Below are 20,999 nucleotides of genomic sequence, written 5' to 3' on the forward strand. Positions count from 1 at the left end.
CGGAGGCGTTGCCGTTTGTGAAGACGCTTCGTGAGCACGGTATTTCGGGTCGCGCGGCGGGTCAGGGTGCGATGCAGATTTCGCCGACGTTTGTGATGACCGATGATCAGGTCGCGGAGATGGCAGCGGGAATCCTCGCAGCCCTCGGCTAGGACTGTCGTTTTCCGTTGACAGACATCGTGTTACGGAATCATTAAGCCGAAGAAAATGTTTGGGCCCTTCGTGGCGTGGTCCTCATTTCGGTCGAAACTGCCTCCAACACTGACGATGACCCCTGCCCGCATCATCTGCCACCATTGTTGCCAATCTCGGTGAGTGGGTTCTGGCAGATTGTCATCACGTCCAAATCTCGGTCCTGCATTAGCGTTTCACTCCAGACACGGTGTTTGTGAGCTGGGGCACAAAGCATTTCGAACACCTTCCTCCTTTGCGAAAGGTCTCGTCATGCCGATCTGGACGTTGCACGGAGACGGAAAGAACATCGGAGCCGGCGAAGTGGTCGCTCCCGGCGAGCGACTCACTTGGGCGAGAACCATCGGGTTGGGCGGCCAGCATGTCGTGTCGATGTTCGGCGCGACGTTCGTCTTCCCGATCATCATGGGCCTCAATCCTCAACTTGCCGTGATGATGTCAGGCTTTTGTACGCTCTTCTTCCTGCTGGTGGTCAAGGGGCACGTCCCCAGCTACCTCGGAACATCCGCAGCTTTTGTCGGTGGCGTTGCCGCCATTCGTGCCCAAGGTGGAACGACGGCCGAAGTGACCGGTGCGATTCTGGTGTCGGGGTTGGTTCTGGGATTCGTCGGCATCGCCATCCACTTTCTCGGCGGTGGCGTCATCAGTAAAGCGCTACCGCCGGTGGTCACCGGCGCTGTGGTGATGTTGATCGGCTTCAACCTGGCGCCCGTTGTCGCGGGGTTGTACTGGCCGCAGGATCAGTGGGTGGCACTGATCGTGATGGTTGCACTGATCGTGATGAGCGTTGCGCTACGCGGCTTCCTGGGACGTATCGCCATTCTCGTCGCGCTGGTTTTCGGCTACATCTTCTCGTGGGTCCTCGACCGGCTCTCCGGTCCGATCACGTCCGCCAGTGGTAGCGGCGCACCCACCGAGCACTTTCGTGTCAACTGGGATTCGGTGCACTCGGCGTCCTGGTTCGGGTTGCCGCCGTTCTCGGACGAAGCCAACGGGATCGTCGGTATTCATGCTCCCTCGTTCAGCCTCACATTCATCGTTCTGGTGCTTCCCGGTGTCATCGCACTGGTCGCGGAAAACGCCGGACACGTCAAGGCGGTCGCCGAAATCACGGGCGACGATCTCGACCCGTACATCGGACGCGCCATTGCCGGTGACGGTTTTGCCACCGCCATCGCCAGCGCAGTAGGCGGCTCCCCTACGACGACTCATGCCGAGAACATCGGTGTCATGGCTGCCACGCGGGTGTACTCGACCGCCGCGTACGTGATTGCGGGTTTCATCGCGATCCTGCTCGGCTTCTCGCCTAAGTTCGGAGCAGTCATGGCGGCGACGCCCGGCGGCGTCCTGGGCGGAATTCTTGTGGTTCTGTTCGGCATGATCGGTCTGCTCGGCGCCAAGATCTGGAAAGAGAACGGCGTCGACTTCGGGAACCCGCTAAATCTGATGCCGATTGCCGCCGGTCTGATCATCGGTATCGGCGACACGGCGCTGAAGTTCAGTGACACGTTCTCGCTCGGAGGTATCGCGCTCGGCACCATCGTCTTGATCGTGATGTACCACCTCTGCCGGCTCGTAGGGTCCTGGAACCCTGAACTGAACAGGCCGAAGTCCGGCAGGCGGCCGGGCGCAACGCCGGGGGCGAATGCGTCAGATGACGAACGCGAAGAGCCCGTGGCGCAGCTCACGTGATGCCAAGTTGAATGTATGCCAGGTATGACCCGTGACCGTTGTCACATCTGCACAAAACGTGAAGTGACTCATAGAGGCAGGATTGAGTAATGAAACCGTCGCCGCTGACTTATCACCGACCGTCCTCGGTCGAGGACGCGTGCCGAATCCTCTCCGAGGTCTCTCACGAGGGGAAGGTGCTCGCCGGTGGGCAATCGCTTGTGCCGCTGCTGTCCATGCGCCTCGCCGCGCCCGCCCACATCGTCGACATCGGATCGATCCCGAACCTCGCCTCGGTGACCTCGTCCGAAGACGAAGGAGTGCGGTTCCAGGCCCTGGCCACGCACTCGGTGCTGGCGGCCGACGAAGGTGCTCGTCGAGTCCAGCCTCTGCTGAACCGTGCTCTGCAGTTGGTAGCGCACCCCACGATCCGTAACCGCGGGACGAGCGTCGGCTCCATCGTCCATGCCGATCCGTCGGCGGAGATGCCGGCAGTCCTGACGCTGCTCGGGGGCAGCGTGACCGTCCAGTCGGTGCGTGGCACCCGCGAGATCGCGTCGACGGATCTCTTCGCCGGCCCTCTCGAGTCGAGCCTGGAATCAGACGAGATCGCGGTGTCGGTGTCGGTGCCCGCCGCCGAACCCGGCGTGGGAACCGCCATCGACGAGATCGCGCGTCGTCACGGTGACTATGCACTGGTCGGCGTCGTCGCCCAGATTCGCGTGGTCGACGGTCTGGTGACCGAAGCGCACATGACGTACGTGTCCGCCGGAGAGCTGGGGCAGGTCGTGGACTACACGGACGTACTGGCGGGGGCGTCCGCGACGGATCAGCGGGACCCGCGGTGGCGCACCCTCGGGGAATGCGCCCGCGCGCAGATAGATACCGAGGCAGACATTCACGGGACGGCGGCGTACCGCTCGCAGTTGGTGTCCGCGCTCACGGCGCGGGTCGGCTTCGCGGCGGCAACGGATGCTCTCAGTGAGAACGCAGTACTGGCAGGAAAGTGGTGACAATGTCCAAAAACGATCGCTCCATCGATGATCAACTTGCCGAGTTGGCAGCAGACACCGGTGAGCACCATGTAGCTGTCACGTTCACGCTCAACGAGGTGACGAACACCGTCGTTCTTCCCTCCCGCACTCTGGCTTCGGATGCCATTCGTCACCACCTCCGTAAGACGGGCACGCACGTGGGTTGTGAACACGGCGTGTGTGGTGCGTGCACCGTGCTGCTCGACGGAAAGCCTGTTCGATCCTGTCTCGTCCTCGCGGCCAGCCTCGAAGGTCGATCGATCACCACCGTCGAAGGCCTCGTCGAGCCGGACGGCACTTTGCATCCGGTTCAGCAGGCGTTCAAGGATTGTCACGGTCTGCAGTGCGGATTCTGCACTCCGGGATTCGTGACGACCATCGCGGCATTTCTCGAGGAGAACCCCAACCCCACGCGGGAGGAAGCTACCGACGCGATAGCGGGAAACCTCTGCCGTTGTACGGGGTACCAGAACATCAGGGCCTCGGTTTTGCGCGCAGCCGAGATCAAGCGTGAACGGGCCGGGCAGTTCCCGCTCGGAATCGACGACGCGTCCACTCGGGAGGCGTTGGATCGCAAGGTGCGGGGAACAACGAATCCTGTCGGAGGACGGGCGGGTAAGGCATGAGTACTCCGGTCAAACCAGCAAAGCGCAACGGGGCGAAGCACCCCGCTTCCGATCATTCGACGGCCGATCATTCGGTTGCCGACGACGGCAAGTTCTTCGGTAAACCGATTCCGCGCGAGGAAGATACGCGTCTGCTCAGCGGTCAGGGGCGATACCTCGACGATCTGGGCCACAACGCGCTGATCGCGGCATTCGTCAGGTCGCCGCACGCCCATGCGCGAATCATCGACATCGACATCGATCAGGCGCTGGAAGTGCCTGGCGTACATGCCATCTACACCTACGAAGATCTCCTCGCGGACACGCCGGAAATGGCGGAGAACCTGCCACTGCTCATTCCTCATCCGGGAATCATCGCTCCGCGCAACGGGTATCCCCTCGCGAAGGACGAGGTGAAGCATGTCGGAGAAGCCATCGCCATGGTGGTCGCCGACAACCGGTACATCGCCGAGGACGCTTGCGCGAAGATCGACGTCACCTACGAGGCGTTGAAGCCTGTAGTGGGGATCGACGTCGCTCGCACCGCCGCCAACGCCGTCCACGCCGACGTTCCGGACAACGTCGCCGCTCACCTGCAGCACGGGTTCGGAGATCTGGATGCCGAACTGGCCGCCGCGCCGCACCGACTGACGCTGGATCTCGAAATCGAGCGTTCGGCTTCCATGCCGATGGAGGGCAAGGGCGTCTACGCACGTTGGGACGGTGACGAGAACACCCTCACGTTCTGGACCTCCACCCAGACGTCCACGTCCGCCCGCGCCGCAATCGCCGCGCGATTGGGGATGGCGCTGAACAAGGTTCACTGCATCGCTCCTGACGTCGGCGGCGGATTCGGCGTCAAGATCGTTCACCCGTGGCCCGAAGAAGTCATGATCACGTGGGCCGCTCGACGCCTCGGCCAGGCCGGTATCTCCTGCGAGGTGAAGTGGGTCGAGGATCGCCGTGAGCACTTCATCTCGAGCGCACACGAGCGCGGGCAGATCCAGAAGGTCGACATCGGATTCGACGACGAGGGTCGTCTGTTGGCGTTCGACTTCACGTTCTGGCACGACAACGGTGCCTACCTGCCGTACGGGATCATCGTCATGATCAACACCGCGACGCAGGTTCTCGGGCCGTACAAGCCGAAGTCGTTCCGGGTCAACGCCTATTCGCTGTACACCAACACCGTGATCGTGACCCCGTACCGCGGCGCCGGACGTCCGCAGGCCGTGTTCGCGATGGAGCGATCCATGGACGCCATCGCCAAGTACCTGAACAAGGACAAGATCGCGGTGCGGGAGGCGAACTTCATTCGCCCCGAGGACATGCCGTACGACTTCGGCCTGATGTTCCAGGACGGACGCCCGTTGATCTACGACACGGGCGACTACCAGGCGGGCATCGACAAGCTCAAGAAGCTCATCGACTGGGACGGATTTCCCGAGTACCAGAGGAAGGCTCGTGCCGAAGGTCGGTCGGTCGGCATCGGTATCGGCGCGTACGTCGAGGGAACCGGACCCGGACCCTACGAGGGTGCGCACGTCGTGGTCGAGACGTCCGGAAAGGTCAAGGCCGCAACAGGCCTGACGACGCAGGGTCAGGGCCACCAGACCGCGTTCGCCCAGATCGTTGCGGACGACCTCGGAGTCAAGGTCTCCGACGTCGAGATCGTCACGGGTGATACCCGCCGGTTCGGTTATGCCGTCGGCACTTTCGCCTCGCGTGGTGCGGTCATGTCAGGTTCGGCCTTCCACGTCGCAGCGCAGATGGTCGCGGAGAAGGCGAAGAAGATCGCGTCCGGAATCCTGGATCTGCCGGAAACCGAACTGGAACTCCGTGAAGGCCACGTGTGCAAGATCGGCACCGAAGCCGGAGTGGAGGGTACGTCCGTACCGCTGAGTGTTGTTGCCGTGCTGTCGAACCCGCTACGATATGCGTTCGACCGTGAGTCGAAGCTGGCCACCGGTTTCGCCAAGACCGACACGGACATGTCGAAGCCGCCGATTCCCGAGGGTGAGCAGCCCGGTCTGGAAGCAACCGGCTACTACTCGCCGCCCAGTTCCACCTTCGCTTCGGGAGTGCACGCGGCGATCGTCGAAACCGATCCCGTGACAGCCGAGATCACGGTCCGTCGTTACGTTGTCATCCACGACTGCGGAAACGTGATCAACCCCCGCATCGTCGAAGGTCAGGTCATGGGCGCCGTCGCGCAAGGTATCGGCGGCGCACTCTACGAGCGGATCGTCTACGACGAGCACGGGCAGATGCTCAACGCGTCGTACATGGACTTCTTGATGCCGTTCGTCACCGAGATGCCGGATTCGCTCGAGATGGATCACACCGTCACGCCGTCGGGACTCAACCCACTCGGAATGAAGGGTGCCGGTGAGGCGGGTGTGATCCCCACCAGCGCCGTCATCGCGGCTGCCATCGAGGACGCCGAAGGAATCTCGATCACGTCCATGCCCATTTCACCGTCCGAACTGTTCGAACTTCGACTCGCACACGCGGGTTCGTCATCAGAGGAGAATGCATGAGAATCGCCGGCACCGCGCAGCTGACGGCACCTCGCGAAGAGGTCTACGACAAGCTCCAGGACGGTCGTGTACTGGCCGCGACCATTCCCGGTGTGCAGTCGCTCGAGCAGCTCACGGACAATCACTACAAGCTCTCCATCATGGCGGGAGTTGCGTCGATCAAGGGCGTCTACGACGGCGAGGTTGTTCTGTCGCAACAGAATCGGCCCAATTCGTTTGTCATGACGGCTTCGGGGGCGGGTGCTCCCGGCACGGTGAAGGCGGACGTCACGGTCACCTTGACGGAGAACGAGGGTGGCACGCTGCTTTCGTATGACGCCGACGCCGTGGTCGGCGGGATGGTCGGCGGCGTCGGGCAGCGCATGATCACCGGTGTAGCCAAGAAGATGGCCGGGGTGTTCTTCAAGAGCATCGACGGCGTCATTGCCAACGGCATTCCCGAGAAAGTCACTGCCGCCGTGGCGGCGGCGGTACCGGCAGTGGCGGTCGAAGGCGCGCCGGTAGTTTCCGGAGCTGTCGCGGCACCGGCGGTTCTTCCGGCCGCTGCACCGACAGCGGGCGGCACAGATGCTCGCACGGTGATGGTCAGCGCCGTCGTCGGCGCAGCCATTGCTTTGTCAGGTGTTGCTATAGGCGGATTCCTGGCGCGTTCTGGTTGTCGCGAGTAGTTCGCGTAGGTGTCAACAGCTGATTCACGATGAGGGAAACGCCCCGAACCGACCAGGTTCGGGGCGTTTTTCACGTCCGCGTAACCCACGGGGGCGCCGGCGAAGATCCGCTCGTGATCGTGCGCCGAACCTTGGTCCCCCGATTCGGCGAATTGTGACAAAGAATCCGCTCTTCCGAACCTGTGGAATAGCTCTACACGTCAGGTACGAGCCACTTACCGGCTAGGCCGCAACCGTCGATCGGTACCAGACGAGACGAGCCAAAGATCTCAGGAGGAAGCGTGGAACCCAGGAAGATTCGGGTCGGTATCGATACCGGCGGAACGTTCACCGACATCGTGGCAGTGGACGACGAAACCGGCGCCATCGTCACCACCAAGACCCCGTCCACCCCGGCGGACCCCGCCGAGGGCTTTCTCGCCGGTATCGAGAAGGTACTCGCCAAGCTCGGTGAGAGTGGCGACTCGATCGGTGCGGTCAGCCACGGTACGACCGTAGCGACGAACAAACTGCTCGAAGGCAAGGTCGAGAACCTCGGCTTCATCACCACCGAGGGCTACGAGCACGTTCTCGAAATCGCTCGTCAGTCGGTGCCGGACGGTTACGGCAACTCGTACTTCTGGGTCAAGCCCGAACGCATCGTCCCCGCCGATCGTGTACGCACCGTCGGTGGACGCCTTTCCTTCGACGGCAGCGAGATTCGTCCGCTCGACGAAGAGAGCGTTCGCAGCGCAGCGCAGTTCTTCAAGGACCGCGGGATCCGGACCATCGGCGTCTGCCTCATGCACTCGTACGCCGATCCGACGCACGAGGAGCGCGTACGCGACATCCTCTTCGAAGTTTTCCCCGATGCGACGGTGAGCATCTCGAGCCAGGTGCTGCGTGAGTACCGCGAATACGAGCGGTCCATCACCACACTCGTGGACGCCGCGGTCAAGCCGAACATCCGCAACTACGTGAACAACATCGCGAATCGTCTGCGTGAGTTCTCGACCACCGACGGTGAACCCCGCGACATCCCGTTCTACGTCATGAAGTCCAACGGCGGTGTCCTGTCGGCCAAAGAGGTTGTTCACCAGCCTATTACGACAGTCCTGTCGGGACCGGCCGCCGGAGCCCTCGGTGCTGCGCTGATCGCCGACGCCGCCGGCGTCGAGCAGGTGTTGACCTGTGACGGCGGCGGAACGTCGACGGATGTCACCGTCGTGGTTCGCGGCGAGCCCGCGCTGACCACCGAAGGGCGAGTGGGCAACTACCCGTCGAAGATCCCGATGATCGACGTCGTGACCGTCGGCGCCGGTGGTGGGTCGATCGCGTGGATGACGCCGGAACACACCCTCCGAGTCGGCCCTCAGTCGGCCGGCGCCGATCCCGGACCGTTGTGCTACGGCAAGGGCGGCAGCGAACCGACCATCACCGACGCGCACGTCCTGCTCGGTCGCATCCCACCCCACCTGCTCGGTGGCGAGATTCCTCTCGACACGGAATTGGCACGCAAGGGCCTCGAAGAGCTTGCAACACAGCTCAGTCTGGGCTTCGAGGAGTGCGCGGTCGGCGTCCTCGAGGTCTCGGCGTGGAACCAGGCCAACGCCCTGCGTCAGATCACCGTCAAGCGTGGCCTCGACGTTCGCGACTTCACCCTCGTGACGTTCGGCGGTTCCGGCTCCCTGCTCGCCTGCCGTCTCGTCGACATCCTGGGTCTGAAAGACGTTCTCGTCCCGCTCAATCCGGGTAACGTCTCCGCGTTCGGTCTGCTGACGGTCGATGTCCGCAACGACTACGTCCAGACGCACGTCAGTCGTCACGACCGGTTGAAGGCTGAAGACCTGCAGAGCCAGTTCGACGCGCTGGCCGGCGAAGCCGAGATCGCGCTTGCCGAAGAGGGTTTCGACGAGACGCAGCGCAAGTACTCTCGCACTGCGGATCTGCGCTACCTCGGTCAGGCCTTCGAGGTACGCGTCCCGGTGGCGGAAGGTACCGTCACGACGCAGATCATGGACGACGCGGCCGAGGCGTTCCACCAGGCGCACCGCGAGCTGTACGGCTACGACTTCCGGGGAGACCCGTCGCAGCACGTGGAATGGGTCAACCTGCGCGTGAGTGGCATCGGCCCGATCAAGCGTCCGACGCTCAAGGAGATCCCGGCCGGCACCGGCGCCGACACCGCTCGAACCGGTTCGCGTCAATCGTATTTCGACAGCTGGGTCGAAACGGCCACCTACGATCGCACACTGCTCGGTGCGGGTGACGTCATCGAAGGACCGGCCGTGATCGAGGAGTTCAGCTCGACTGTCCCGATCCATCCCGGATTCTCGGCACGTATCGACACCTTCGGGAACATTCGTATCTCGAAGTCTTCCGACTCGAACGGAGTGAAGTGATGACCGCCATTCTCGATGCTGCTGCTGCCACCGCGGCCAAGCCGTACCGACTCACCGCTACCGACGGCGCGTCACCTGATCCGATTTTGGTCGAGATCGTCGCCGGTTACCTCGCCAGCGTGGAAATGGAGGTCGAGACCTCCATTTCGCGCACCTCGCGCTCACCGATGATCCGTGATGCTCACGATTTCCGCGCCGGTATTCACGACCGGAACCTCCGCAAGCTCACGGGCCGTTCGTATTCCGCGCTGGTGCATCCGATCGCCCGGGACTTCCCACTCGAGACGATGAAGCCGGGAGACGTGTACTTCCACAACGACGTCTACCTGTCCGAAGGTGGCATCGGCCATCTCCCCGACCTCTGCGTCACGGTGCCTGTCTTCGCCCGCGTCACTCCCGATGCCGAACCGAAGGTTGTTGCGTTCGTTCAGGCATTCGGTCACCACGACGACATCGGCGGTTGCTGCCCCGGCTCCATGCCGTCCGGCGCCACCACGGTGTACGAAGAGGGACTGATGGTTCCGCCGATCAAACTGTGGGACCAGGGAGTTCCCAACGAGGCGGCGCTGCGCATCATGACGCGTAACTCCCGCATGCCGGACGCCCTCGCAGCTGACCTCGACGCCGAGTGCTCGGCGTGCCTGATGGGTGCGCGTCGACTCACCGAATTGTTCGAGCGCTACGGCGTCGACACCGTCGAGTCGTGCTTCGACGCGATGATGGACGCGACCACCGAGACGTACCGCCGCGAAATCCTCAGCAAGATCCCGGTCGGTGAGTACACGTGGGAGGACTACGCCGAGCACGACGGCGTCGACGAGCCGATGCTCCACATCCAGCGCATCACGCTCACGAAGACGCGGCCGGAGGACGAGGGCGGCGAGCGACTCATCCTGGACTTCAACGGAACCGGACCGCAGGCAAAGGGCCCGATCAACCACTGCGGTGACTACGCGGACGGAAACTTCCTCATCAAGTGGTTGGCCCCGATTCTGCGTAACCTCGCGGACACCCCGGAGCGCATGGCCGAACTGGATGTCAACGAGGGCGTCGTACCGCTGATCGAGATGAAGTTCCCCGAAAAGGGAACACTGATCACCCCGATCTTCCCTGCCCCCACCAACGCGCGCACGTTCGTCATCCTCCGTCTGCTCGGAGTGCTGGCCGGCGTCGTCGCCAAGGCTGTGGACGGCAACATGCCCGCCGATCAGGAGACCATCAGGTACACCGGCGTTTACGGTGAGGACTTCGAGGGTCACTCGTACCTCATGCGTGAGGTGCTCGGCGGCGGTTCCGGCGGACGCTACTACGCCGACGGCGAGGACACGATTCACGTCGTTCCCGATTCACGGAACCTGCCGACCGAATTCACCGAGAGCCGTTTCCCCTTCATCGTCGAAAAGCTCGGTCTGGCCATGGATTCCGGCGGAGCCGGACGCTACCGGGGCGGCCTGGGATACGAGAAGCACATCCGCATGCTCAAGGATGCTCACTTCATGTCCATCGCGGACCGTTCGATCCTCGCCTGCTGGGGAGTCAAGGGCGGCAAGGCCGGTCGGCCGTTCTCCGTCGTCCTGGATCCGGGTGGACCGAACGAGCGTGAGTTCGACGCGCTGACCGATGCCGAGCCGATCAAGGCCGGCGAGGTCGTACGGATTCGCACCACCGGTGGTGGCGGTTGGGGAGATCCACTGGAGCGCCCGACCGAAGAGGTCTTGCGAGACATTCAGTGGCGCAAGGTTTCCGTCGAGGGTGCACGCGACGACTACGGCGTTGTCGTCATGATCGAGGGTGACGAGCCGACCGTCGACGAGGCTGCTACCGCGGAGTTGCGGGATCAGTTGCGCTCGGAACGCGGTGAGAACGAGCCCTTCTTCGATCGGGGTCCGGGCTACGCGCAGCTTTCGGGTGGCGCCACCTCAGCGATCTACGACTACGTCTAGGACGGAAAACTCTCATGGAGAACGGAATTGCTCGCGGCGCCGACATCGCGGTGATCGGCGCCGCGGGTAAGACCGGTGAGGCCGTCGTCGCCGCACTGCCGCCGAGCGTGACAGTTCGGCGACTGGTGCGAAAGGCGCGTGTCGACGGGGACTTCGAGGTAGAACTGGAAACCGGAAGCGGACTGCGCAAGGCGCTCGCCGGGTGCCGAGGCGTGTACTTCATTGCCCCGAACGTCCATCCCGACGAGCCCGCACTGCTTCGCAATGCGCTGACGGCAGCGGCTTCGGCGGGAGTGGAGCACTTTGTCTATCACTCCGTCGCGTGGCCGTTCAGCCCGTCCATGCCGCATCACCTGGACAAAGCCAGGTGTGAGGACGAACTGCACCGTTCACCCTTGAAATGGACTGTGCTGCAACCATGTGCGTACGCGCAGAATTTCGAGGCGGTACTCACTGGTCGGTCTGACACCATCGTCCTGCCCTACAGCGCGGAAACGAAGTTCTCGTTCGTGAGTCTGGCGGACGTGGCGGCTGTTGCCGCGGTCGTACTGAGCGAGGGCTCGGGTGAACATCACGGAGCGACGTACGAGGTGGGCGGCCCGCAAGCTCTGAGCGTCATGGAGGTGGCACAGATGGTGGAAAAGCAGACGTCACGGACCGTCGCGATAGATCAGATCAGCGTGGATCAATGGCGCGAACAGATCGGCAGCAGCCTTGACGTCAACGCCAGCTCGCGTCTGGCGGCGATGTTCGAGTTCTACAACCACCACGATTTTCTTGCCGGCAGCGCGGCCGTCGAACTGCTTTTGGGTCGCCGACCGATGGCCGTCGAGAGCCTGATTCGCTGAATCCGGCTACGAAATGCCTCCGACCGCCCAGACCACCAGTGGGGGCAGGGCGGCCAGGATCAGGCAGACCGTTCCGTTGAGCCACTTGTGCTCCACCGTGACGGCGGCGAACTCGCGCAGAATGGCGCTCGGCAGGTAGTACCGGGCGGTGTGGGAACCGATGACTTCCGCATCCAGATCGAGGCTTCGGGCAAACGTCGCAGTTCGGAGGATGTGGAAGTTGCTGGTGACCAGCACCATTCGAGGCTTCGTGGTGTTGGCACGGAGAAGGTCCCTGGTGTACTCGAGGTTCTCGAGCGTGGTGGTCGAGCGGTCCTCGAGAATCACGCTCTCGCGCGGTATCCCGTGATCGACGAGGTAGACGCACATTGCCTCCGCCTCGCTGACCACCTCGTCCGAACCCTTCCCGCCGCTCACGACCAACAGTGGTGAACGTCCTTCGCGGACCTCGGCGCGAAAGACGTCGGCCGCCTTGTCCAGACGGCTGGCAAGCAGGGGTGTCACGTCGGCGCCCGAAAGCCCGGCGCCGTGAACCACTATCGCGTCCATCCCGGGCTGGTACTTCTGGCGTCCGTAGACGTAGGAGTAGAGCAGAAAGCTCGTGAACAGAAACCCCAGGTACGACGCGACCAGGCTGAACGAACCGAGAACGACTGCGAGCCAATATCTCTGCGTCAGCAGCGCTGATGCGAGCAACACGTAGGGAACGAGCAGGCCGAGTCCGGCGACGAGTGAGAGCAGATTCGCGACGCTGAATCCCTCGCGCCGCAGCATCGTGACTCCGTTGACGATCAGGAATCCTGCAAGCAGGAGCACCAGCAACGGCGAGAGCAGAGCGATCGTCGCGATGACGAACGACGGGACCTCGGTTCCCGGCGCACCCGACTGCAACATCCACAGACCGGTGAAGATCAGTCCGAGAAGTAGGTAGACGCCGTTGCTCAGCCTCCGTCGATCCTGCCTGAACCGGTAGCCGCAGAATCCGAGCAGCGCGAGGCCGATGAGGAGAAGGATCACGGAGCCAGCCTAGGCGAGGCGCTTACGACACGGACGCCACCACCTTCGACTGCTGGATCGCGGACAGGACCCTGGTACGGCACTTGATGAACAGTGGGTCTGCCTTGGTGGTCAGTTGATCTCGAGCTCCGGTCAACGGGACGTCGACGATGTCCTGCGTCAATGCCGGAGTTCCGCCGAGGACGACCACTCGATCGGACAGGTACACCGATTCGTCGACGTCGTGGGTGACGAGGAGGACGGTGATGCCAAGATCACGCTGAAGCGTCAGTAGCAGGTCTTCGAGTTCCGCGCGGGTCTGCGCATCGACCGACGCGAAGGGTTCGTCCATGAGGAGTACCTGCGGCCGATAGGCGAGAGCGCGAGCTATCGCCACTCTCTGCTGCATTCCGCCGGACAACTGCCAGGGGTAGGAACGCGCAGCACCGCCTAGACCGACAACGGCAAGTGCATCGCTAACCCTCTCGTTCTGAACCTTCCGCGCCAGACCGTTGCCCCGTAGCGGCAGGCGAACGTTCTCGCCCACTCGAAGCCACGGCATCAGTGTGCGTCCGTAGTCCTGTGACACGAGAGCCAGCGTGGCCGGCGGTGCATCGATCGCGATCCCGGCGATGCGGACCTCACCGGTGGTCGGCTTCTGCAGACCGGCGATGCAACGAATCAGCGTGCTCTTGCCGATGCCGGAATGGCCGACGATGCAGACGATTTCTCCGGGTGCAACGGACAGATCGATGCCGCGGAGCACTTCGCGGCCGGTGGGACCGCCGTAGGTCACCCCGAGGCCGCTCAGTTCGACTGCGGGTATCGATGCCGCAGATTCTGTGGATGACATCAGTTTCCTTTCACTGCGAGAGCGTCGTGGGTCCGCGGCTGCCATCTGAGCAACCATCGTTCGATCACGCCGTATCCGAGGTTGAGCACGTATCCGATGATTCCCAGCAGGAGAATTCCGGACCACATGTCGGCGATCGCGAAGGTCTGTTGCGCGACGATCACGAAGTGACCGATTCCTGCAGTGGAGACGTACATTTCGCTTCCGACCATGATGACGACACCGATCGCGAGACTGGTGCGGATACCGACTGTTATCTGCGGCATCGCTCCGGGGAGGAGTACCTGCGTCACCAGGAGGGGTGTACGGATCCGGTAGCTGCGCGCCACCAATCGGATACTCGGGTCGATGGAGCGAATGCCGTCGAGGGTGTTGAGGAGTATCGGCCAGACCGCGCCGAAGGCGATGGCGGCAACGTTACCCGTCGAACCGGTTCCGAAAACGATGAAAAGAGCGGGTAATACGGCCAGCGCCGGAATAGCGCGGAAGAACTGGAGAAACGGATCGGCAATGTCGGCAGCCAGCGGGAACAGTGCCAGCAGGAGACCGGCGCCGACGCCGACCACCAGTGCCACGGCGAGACCGAAGGCAAGGTTGGTCAAGCTCGGTACGACATCGTGGGCGAATCCCGGACCGAACCAGTTGTCCACAAACGCTTTCCAGATACGCGACAGCGGCGGGAAGTAAGGCGACTTGCTCGACTCCGAACCGAAGTACCATACGACGACGATCAAGATCGGCAGCCACAACTCCCACGCGAGGAGTCGAAGTCCTGACATCATCTTCACGTCGTCATCCTCCTCGGGATGTAATGCCAGGCAAGTAAACGATTCTCGATCGCCATCACGGCGAAGGCGAGCAGCATTCCGAGTAGTCCGGCGACGATGATCAGTGCGAACATTCGATCGGGGACGGATTGGCTCAGCAGGATCTCCTTACCGAGTCCCGGCACGCCGGCGATCAATTCTGCACCGATGGTCAGCAGCAAGCTCAGTGTTGCCGAGATGCGAATCCCGGTGAAGATGTAGGGCATCGACGCCGGTGCGACGACGAGAGCGAGCCTGCGCCACAGTGGAAGTCGGAAGGATCGTGCGGTGGCCAGCAGTTCCGGGTCGACGTTGCGCACACCGTGAATCGTCTGGAGCAGAATCGGCCACACACTTACTGCCACGATCAGTGCCACCGCCATCCGTTGCGTCGGGCCCATGATCAGCAGAAAGAGCGGAATGATTGCGAGCGGCGGAACGGTTCGGCAGAAGTCGATGACGAAGCGGGAGGAGACCGTCAGGAACGGGTGCGCGGCGAGCAGCAGCCCTGCCGGGATTCCGATCACCAGGCACAGCGCCAATCCGATCGCCGTGGTGGTCACCGTTTGTCCCAGTGATGTCCACAACGAGGACGTGCCGAGTTCGTTCACAAAGGCCACTGCCACGTCGCTGAACTTCGGAATACCTTTGACGTCCTCGTCGCCGAGCATTCCGAAGATCTGCCAGACGGCTGCCAACGCGAAGAGCGTCAGCAGCCGACCGAGCAGAACCTGCCTGCGGCGAGTCTGCAGGGTTGTCAAGGCGGACAACTCAGTTGGCCGGGGTCAGCAGGGATTCGGCCTCGACCGAATCCGTCAGTACCCCGTACTTGACCAGCAGTTCGATCTCCGTGCCGAGAGCACCCGGTTCCACTACTGCGACGAACTGAGGATTCTTGCTGTTGGCCAGCATTTCGAGCGGAATCTTGGCTTGCGTCGAGAGTGCAGCCTTGACCGCGCCCGGATTCTGATTGGCGTAGTCAACTGATTTGGCAAGCGCGGTACGGAATTTCGCGAGTGAGTCAGGGTTCGCATTGACAAACGATTCCGAAGCGACCAGCGAGGTCCCTGGCACACCGGGTGCGGCCAAGGGGAAGGGGTGGCCGAGGATCTTCAGCCCCGAGTCGGTTGCTTTACTCAGGAACGGATCGATGAGGAATGCCGCGTCGGCCCCGCCGGTGGAAACCAGGTCGCCGAGGTTGGGCATGGGCGCCTGAATGAACGAGACCTTGTTCGCTGCTCCGCCGGATTTCTCCACCGCGGCAGAGATGACTGCTTCGCTGACGGACTTCAAACCGCTGATCGCGACGGTCTTGCCTTCGAGGTCACGGAAGCCGCTGATGGAACTGTCCTTGGCGACCACGAGACCGGACTGGTCGACGCTGTCATTTGCGGCAAAATTCGTGAGCCCGCCGACAATGGTGACGGGCATGTTCTGGCTCCGTGCTTGAATTGCGGCAGCGGCAGTCGTGGCTGCCATATCTGCATTTCCGCTGAGCAGCAACGGAATTTGAGCCGAGGAACTAGCGCCGCCCTCCACGAGTTGGATGTCGAGTCCCTCATCGGTGAAGTACCCCTGCTCCATGCCGAGCCAAATCGGTGCGAAGTCCGCGATCGGCTGAGGTGCGATTCGAATCGTGGTGGTCTGGGTGCCCCCGTCGTCGGAGGCCGTGGCGTCGCTCGAACAGCCTGTCAGTGCCAATGCCGCGGTCGCGACCGCGGCTAGGGCAACAACTCTGAACCGTGGTGCCGACCGAAGGGTAAGTCCAACCGTCATGTCCGAAAACCTCTCGCTGGGAAAGATATGACTTCCTTGCCGGTAATCCGGTGGGAAGGTGAAGACGCTCAAAGAATTCCGTATGCCGGAACGATTGTTGTGACTATAGTAATTTCCTAGGCGAATGCCAAGGGTTTTCCAAGAACACGAGATTTCGGATCGCCGGGTACATCCACGGCACCGGGAGGGGATCGGATGACGAAGGGTTCTGCGTCCGCCGTCGACAAAGCGCTGGATCTACTCGAGGCCATCGCGCGCTCGACCACGCCGATGAAGCTCAGCGAACTGGCAGAAGAAGTCGGGATGCTCCGCCCGACTGCGCACCGAGTGCTCGGAGAACTCGCGAACCGTGGTTGGGTCTTCCGCTACGACGGTCGCTATCTCCCCGGCCCGGCTGCACTGCAGGTTTCCCACGAAGCGGCAGCGCATTCGTTGGCGGCCTTGTGCGATCCGACCATGCGGGTGCTGTCCGAGAGCACGGACATGATGGTGAATCTGCAGGTTCTCGAGAGCGGCGGGACGCGGATCATCGCGGCGCTGCGTCCCGAGCGACTCAAGATGATCACTCGTATGCTCGGGGATCTGCTTCCGCCGCACCGGTTCGCGGGTCCGCTCGCGTTGGTGGCGGCACTCGAGGACAACACCCGGGCGCCCTACCTGGCGATGGTGGAGAAGAGTGGCTATCCACTGGAAGGACCCACCGGCTTTCTCGCCGACATCGCCGAGACGCAGAAAACCGGATTCGCCGTTGTCCACAAACGATCTCAGGACATCATCGGTTCGGTCTCGCGTGCAGTGTCTTCCCGCAAGGGGTCTCCGCTCTGTGCGTTGACGGTGATCGGTTTCGATACCGACTTCGATGCGAAAACGACGCGAATGGTCGAAGAACACCTGCTGCGGGCCACCGATGAAGTGCAGCAACTCCTCACTGACCACACTTCGGGCAAGCGCCCGTCCGACACAGGAGAATAAGGATGATTTCACGGACCGAGGGCTTCATCACCGTCGCAGACGGCGAACGGGTCTGGTACGAGACTGCCGGCGAGGGCCCGGATCTGATTCTCACGCACGGTCTCGGCGGAAATGCGGCCGTCTGGTACCAGCAGGTGCCCTACTTCGCTCAGCACTATCGGGTGATCAGCTGGGATCAGCGAGGATTCGGCCGCTCTACCAACGAGAACGGCAACCACGGCCCGGTAGCGGCAGTCTCTGATCTGATCGAAATCATGGACCTGTTGGCGGTTGATCGAGCGCACGTGGTCGGCCAGTCGATGGGCGGTTGGGCCGCATTGGGGACCGCGATCGCTGTTCCGGACCGGGTGGAGTCGGTAGTCCTGGCCTGCACGACCGGCGGCATTCCCGTCGGATTCGGTCCGGACAGCGCACCTCCCCTCACCGCAGCACCCGTCACCGCGCGGCCCCTGGGGGAGCATCCCGCTGTGGGCGGACGGTTGCCGAGCTTGGACATGGCGAGGGCATACCTGTACCAAGCTCTCGGCACCTTCGGCCATCGCCCACCTGACACCGAGTTCTTCCGAATTCTCAAGGCCCACAACTATTCGGTGGCCGAACTCGCGGCGGTGGCTGCGCCGGTTCTCCTGATCGCAGGTGAGCTGGACGATTTGATGACACCCGAGCGGATTCGCGGCGCCGCCGAGTTCCTGCCTCACGCCGAAGTGGTCGAGCTTGCCGACCGCGGCCACTCCCCCTACTTCGAGGACCCACACGCGTGGAACGAGTTGGTGGCGCACTTCCTGGCCGATGTTCGTGCGCGCCCAGTGCACTGAAACGCCAACTCGTCACGCATATTCCAACTCCGAGGAGATCTAATGGATTCATCTCAGACCGTCGAGTTCATCCCACCCGCTTTCGATACGCCGTTCTCCACCGGAGTGCGCGTCGGAGACGTTCTGTATCTGTCGGGTCAGATCGGCATGCTTCCCGACGGGACCTTGGCAGACGGCTTCGAAGCGCAGGCTCGCCAGACGATGGAGAATATCGTGGCTTCGCTGATCGCCTACGGTTCCGGTGTCGAAGCGATCTTCAAATGCACTGTCATGCTTGACGACATGTCACGTTGGCAGGAGTTCAACAAGGTCTACCTCGAGTACTTCCCGGCGTCGAGACTGCCGGCCCGCAGTGCGTTCGGAACAGACGGACTGGCGCTGGGTGCGCACATGGAAGTCGAATGCATGGCCTACACCCCGCGGGTCTGACTGCTCGCGGGCACTAACCGTCCCAATCCACACGTTCAGCCAGGCGCAGCAATGTGCGTCGGCGTGTAGTGCTGGTTTCGCCGATGTGCGCGATCCGGCCGTAGATGTGGGCGCGGAAGTTCTCGATACCGTCCCGATTCTGTTCCTGCGCCGAGGTATTGGCGGCATTGTGCAGCAGGGCGCGCAAGCGATCGTAGTCGTCGCGCGGATACGAGGGTTGGTCGTTGATCACCAGCCCGGTGAGGTGTTGGCGTCGATGAGGGCGCATCACCTTGGTCTTTCGTGGATGGATGGCAAACCCTTCGTCTCTGGCGATCTGCTCGACCGTCCAGAGGAGGGTGCCGACGTCGGCTACTTCGATTCCGGAGAACGCGAGGTCGTCGGCGTATCGGGTGTAGGTGAGCCAGTTCGCTTGTGCGAGTCCACTCAAGCGGATGTCGAGTTTGCGTGCGACGAGATTCGCCAGTGCAGGAGAAGTGGGTGCGCCTTGCGGAAGATGCGCGGTGCGTAGCTGTGATGCCTGTGCATACGGTAGGCCGCGCAGGGTATCGGCAGGTGTTGCAACAGTGCACAATCCGGTGAGAACGCCTGCCACTGCGGGTGGATAGCCGAGGGCGGCGAAGACGGCATGAACGCGGCTGCCGCTGATCGAAGGGAAGAACTGCGCGAGGTCCGCGCCGATCACGATTTCCGACTGTGCGTGCGGCGCTGCAAAAGTCAGAGGGCTTCGACCACGGACTAATCCGTGTGCCGCGTCGTGCGGGGGCACCAGGTCTAGGATGCGGCGCAGGATCTTCCGCTGAATTTCGCGCAATCGGGGTTTCGGTACCTCGAGGAGGCGAGCACCGGCCTTCTTGCTGATCTGCATCGGCCGGTAGTGGCGTAGCGGTCGGGGTTTCGTGCGGAGCCATTCCCCTCGGTCGGCGAACCACTCGAGTTCGGAGATCGTCAGATCCAGTGAACGAGCCAGGTCCACACTGGTGTTGTAGCGGGGAACGTCGAACCGCCACACCGAGGTTTCATTGGTGTCCAGTGAGAGAGGAACAGGCCGCAGGCGAGGTAGTTCGCGAAGCAATCGATACAGAGTCTGCGGTTCGAACGGTGGAGCGGGCATGAGGTCGAGAACGCGCACGGCCAGGAGCGTCGGGGAAACGCCGAAGACGGTTCCGAATGCCTCCTCGAGGCCGCTGAGGGTCCACGGAGCGTCAGCGGCCGCAACGGCCAGACGACGCGCCAACTCGGGATCGAGCTCGAAGTCACGCATGATTCGACTCCGGGATGCGACGGGGCGGGGTGACCAAATCCTTTGTCCGGTGCGGCGGCAAGCACGCGGAGCGTGCCGAACGCCGGTGGACGCAGTATCCAATTCTTCTGGCCGACCCAGGGGTTACCCCTGAGACTGGTCGCGTGGACCAACTCTCACCCACGCGCCGCCGCATTCCTTCACAATGGCAGACCGTTCGGTATCTGTCACGTGTGAAGCGGATCTGTCAGGAGTGGGTCCTCAGATCGACGAACGATCCGAACCGACGAACTCGCTGATCCACGGCACGACTGCTTCGCGGACGGTGACCGCTTTCGGCAGTAGTCCGTTGCTCAGCAGGAGATCGGCCGCGCGCTGCTGCTCGTCCAGGAACTCGTCGGTGACAGGGTTGACACCGAAAGGACGTCCGCGCAGTGCAGCTTCCCAGGCATCGAGGCTCGCGGACCCGCCACGCTTCTCGACGTCGTCGACGAAGACCTGGGCGGCTTCGCGGGGGTTGGCTTCGATCCAGGCGTCGGATTCCTGCAGGGCCTCGATGATCGCCTGGAGGGCCTCCGGATTGGTATCCGCGAAATCGCGCCGGGTGAACCACAGTGAGGGGTGGCTGAAGAGTCCGTCGGTGGCGATCAGCGTGCGCAGTTCGTGGTTCGCTTCGATGTCCGTCAGCCCCGGGTACGCGCCAACCCAGGCATCGATGGTGCCGTCGACGAGGTCCGCTCCACCACCGCGTACGTCGGTGTCGACAGGGACGATGTCGGACCAGGTCAGCCCCGCCTGATCCAAGGCGAACAACAGAAGTGTGGTCTGCCACGATCCGTGCGCGATGCCGACGCGCTTGCCACGCAGGTCCTCAACCGTGTTGATCTCGGACTCTGCCTTGACTACCAGGCGCCCGTTCTCCACGCGGGGGCCGGAGATTCCGATGTAGACGAGATCGCGGCCCTGGGCCAATCCGGTGACGGGCGGCGTGAATCCGGTTCCGATCACGTCGTATCCGCCCTCCTCGAACAGCCAGTCCGAGTGCAGGGTCGGCAAGGCGTTTTCCGGGTTCACTGCAGGCTTGGCGGGAAGCTCACGCAGGTCCACCCACTCGACATCGGGGAGACGGCGTTCGAGGATTCCGGTGTGGCGCAGTACGAACAGCGAATTGTTGTGTGGGAAGTATCCGACGCGAACGGTCATGAGATCTACGGTTTCCTGTTCTGA

At 62.7% G+C, this 20,999-nt stretch carries 18 protein-coding genes and 1 pseudogene; 12 read left to right on the forward strand and 7 right to left on the reverse strand.

What is annotated here, in order from left to right; genetic code table 11:
* The 9 genes and pseudogenes from P3G66_RS28245 to P3G66_RS28285 all read left to right on the forward strand — a co-directional run.
* Positions 1-152, forward strand: a pseudogene (locus P3G66_RS28245) (aspartate aminotransferase family protein); the annotation flags it as partial.
* Between the two features lie 292 nt (positions 153-444).
* The gene (locus P3G66_RS28250; RefSeq protein ID WP_276117418.1) at positions 445-1,884 is read left to right on the forward strand and encodes a solute carrier family 23 protein; all 1,440 of its coding nucleotides are present in this window, start codon (positions 445-447) and stop codon (positions 1,882-1,884) included.
* Positions 1,885-1,973: 89 nt separating this feature from the next.
* Positions 1,974-2,876 carry an FAD binding domain-containing protein gene (locus tag P3G66_RS28255; protein ID WP_276117419.1) on the forward strand — a complete coding sequence of 301 codons (903 nt, stop codon included), beginning with the start codon at positions 1,974-1,976 and terminating at the stop codon, positions 2,874-2,876.
* 2 nt (positions 2,877-2,878) lie between these two features.
* Positions 2,879-3,523 (forward strand): (2Fe-2S)-binding protein, encoded by a 645-nt coding sequence (locus P3G66_RS28260; protein ID WP_003946048.1) that lies wholly within the window; start codon positions 2,879-2,881, stop codon positions 3,521-3,523.
* Positions 3,520-6,042, forward strand: coding sequence for an aerobic carbon-monoxide dehydrogenase large subunit (gene cutA / locus P3G66_RS28265; protein ID WP_019746089.1), 2,523 nt, complete (start codon positions 3,520-3,522; stop codon positions 6,040-6,042). Before P3G66_RS28260 ends, cutA begins: the two co-directional genes overlap by 4 nt.
* Complete coding sequence (locus tag P3G66_RS28270; RefSeq protein ID WP_007735490.1) at positions 6,039-6,710, forward strand: carbon monoxide dehydrogenase subunit G; 672 nt, start codon at positions 6,039-6,041, stop codon at positions 6,708-6,710. Before cutA ends, P3G66_RS28270 begins: the two co-directional genes overlap by 4 nt.
* 281 nt (positions 6,711-6,991) lie before the next feature.
* Positions 6,992-9,091 (forward strand): hydantoinase/oxoprolinase family protein, encoded by a 2,100-nt coding sequence (locus P3G66_RS28275; RefSeq protein ID WP_007735491.1) that lies wholly within the window; start codon positions 6,992-6,994, stop codon positions 9,089-9,091.
* Complete coding sequence (locus P3G66_RS28280) at positions 9,091-11,034, forward strand: hydantoinase B/oxoprolinase family protein (protein ID WP_276117420.1); 1,944 nt, start codon at positions 9,091-9,093, stop codon at positions 11,032-11,034. The genes P3G66_RS28275 and P3G66_RS28280 overlap by 1 nt, the downstream gene beginning before the upstream one ends.
* Before the next feature lie 14 nt (positions 11,035-11,048).
* Entirely contained in the window at positions 11,049-11,882 is an 834-nt protein-coding gene (locus P3G66_RS28285) for an NmrA family NAD(P)-binding protein (RefSeq protein WP_003945973.1), read from the forward strand.
* A gap of 6 nt (positions 11,883-11,888) precedes the next feature.
* On the opposite strand, the gene P3G66_RS28290 is transcribed toward P3G66_RS28285, so the two are convergent.
* Genes P3G66_RS28290 through P3G66_RS28310 form a run of 5 tightly spaced genes read right to left on the reverse strand, consistent with a single transcriptional unit; the run spans position 11,889 to position 16,313 of the window.
* Positions 11,889-12,899 (reverse strand): YdcF family protein, encoded by a 1,011-nt coding sequence (locus tag P3G66_RS28290; protein WP_276117421.1) that lies wholly within the window; start codon positions 12,897-12,899, stop codon positions 11,889-11,891.
* A gap of 22 nt (positions 12,900-12,921) precedes the next feature.
* The gene (locus P3G66_RS28295) at positions 12,922-13,731 is read right to left on the reverse strand and encodes an ABC transporter ATP-binding protein (RefSeq protein WP_276117422.1); all 810 of its coding nucleotides are present in this window, start codon (positions 13,729-13,731) and stop codon (positions 12,922-12,924) included.
* The gene (locus P3G66_RS28300) at positions 13,731-14,513 is read right to left on the reverse strand and encodes an ABC transporter permease (protein WP_218959922.1); all 783 of its coding nucleotides are present in this window, start codon (positions 14,511-14,513) and stop codon (positions 13,731-13,733) included. Before P3G66_RS28300 ends, P3G66_RS28295 begins: the two co-directional genes overlap by 1 nt.
* Before the next feature lie 2 nt (positions 14,514-14,515).
* A complete protein-coding gene (locus P3G66_RS28305; RefSeq protein WP_180279665.1) occupies positions 14,516-15,298 on the reverse strand; it encodes an ABC transporter permease in 783 nt (260 codons plus the stop codon).
* Between the two features lie 10 nt (positions 15,299-15,308).
* Positions 15,309-16,313: an ABC transporter substrate-binding protein gene (locus P3G66_RS28310; RefSeq protein WP_054187227.1), complete on the reverse strand. Its 1,005-nt coding sequence runs from the start codon at positions 16,311-16,313 to the stop codon at positions 15,309-15,311.
* 195 nt (positions 16,314-16,508) lie between these two features.
* Here P3G66_RS28310 and P3G66_RS28315 point away from each other — a divergent pair, with 195 nt between their 5' ends.
* The 3 genes from P3G66_RS28315 to P3G66_RS28325 are packed head-to-tail and all read left to right on the forward strand — an operon-like array spanning position 16,509 to position 18,529.
* Positions 16,509-17,285 carry a helix-turn-helix domain-containing protein gene (locus P3G66_RS28315; protein WP_007735498.1) on the forward strand — a complete coding sequence of 259 codons (777 nt, stop codon included), beginning with the start codon at positions 16,509-16,511 and terminating at the stop codon, positions 17,283-17,285.
* Positions 17,286-17,287: 2 nt separating this feature from the next.
* Positions 17,288-18,100 carry an alpha/beta hydrolase gene (locus P3G66_RS28320; protein WP_007735499.1) on the forward strand — a complete coding sequence of 271 codons (813 nt, stop codon included), beginning with the start codon at positions 17,288-17,290 and terminating at the stop codon, positions 18,098-18,100.
* 42 nt (positions 18,101-18,142) lie between these two features.
* Positions 18,143-18,529: a RidA family protein gene (locus P3G66_RS28325; protein ID WP_003946047.1), complete on the forward strand. Its 387-nt coding sequence runs from the start codon at positions 18,143-18,145 to the stop codon at positions 18,527-18,529.
* A gap of 13 nt (positions 18,530-18,542) precedes the next feature.
* Here the strand turns inward: P3G66_RS28325 and P3G66_RS28330 are convergent, their stop codons facing one another.
* Both P3G66_RS28330 and P3G66_RS28335 read right to left on the reverse strand, forming a co-directional pair.
* On the reverse strand, positions 18,543-19,793 hold the full coding sequence (locus tag P3G66_RS28330) for a reverse transcriptase family protein (protein ID WP_276117423.1): 1,251 nt from the start codon (positions 19,791-19,793) through the stop codon (positions 18,543-18,545).
* 240 nt (positions 19,794-20,033) lie between these two features.
* Complete coding sequence (locus P3G66_RS28335) at positions 20,034-20,975, reverse strand: ABC transporter substrate-binding protein (RefSeq protein WP_003946000.1); 942 nt, start codon at positions 20,973-20,975, stop codon at positions 20,034-20,036.
* Positions 20,976-20,999 lie beyond the last annotated feature (24 nt).

Origin of the sequence: Rhodococcus sp. C3V (genome assembly GCF_029269915.1) — a bacterium.
GTDB lineage: Bacteria > Actinomycetota > Actinomycetes > Mycobacteriales > Mycobacteriaceae > Rhodococcus_F > Rhodococcus_F qingshengii.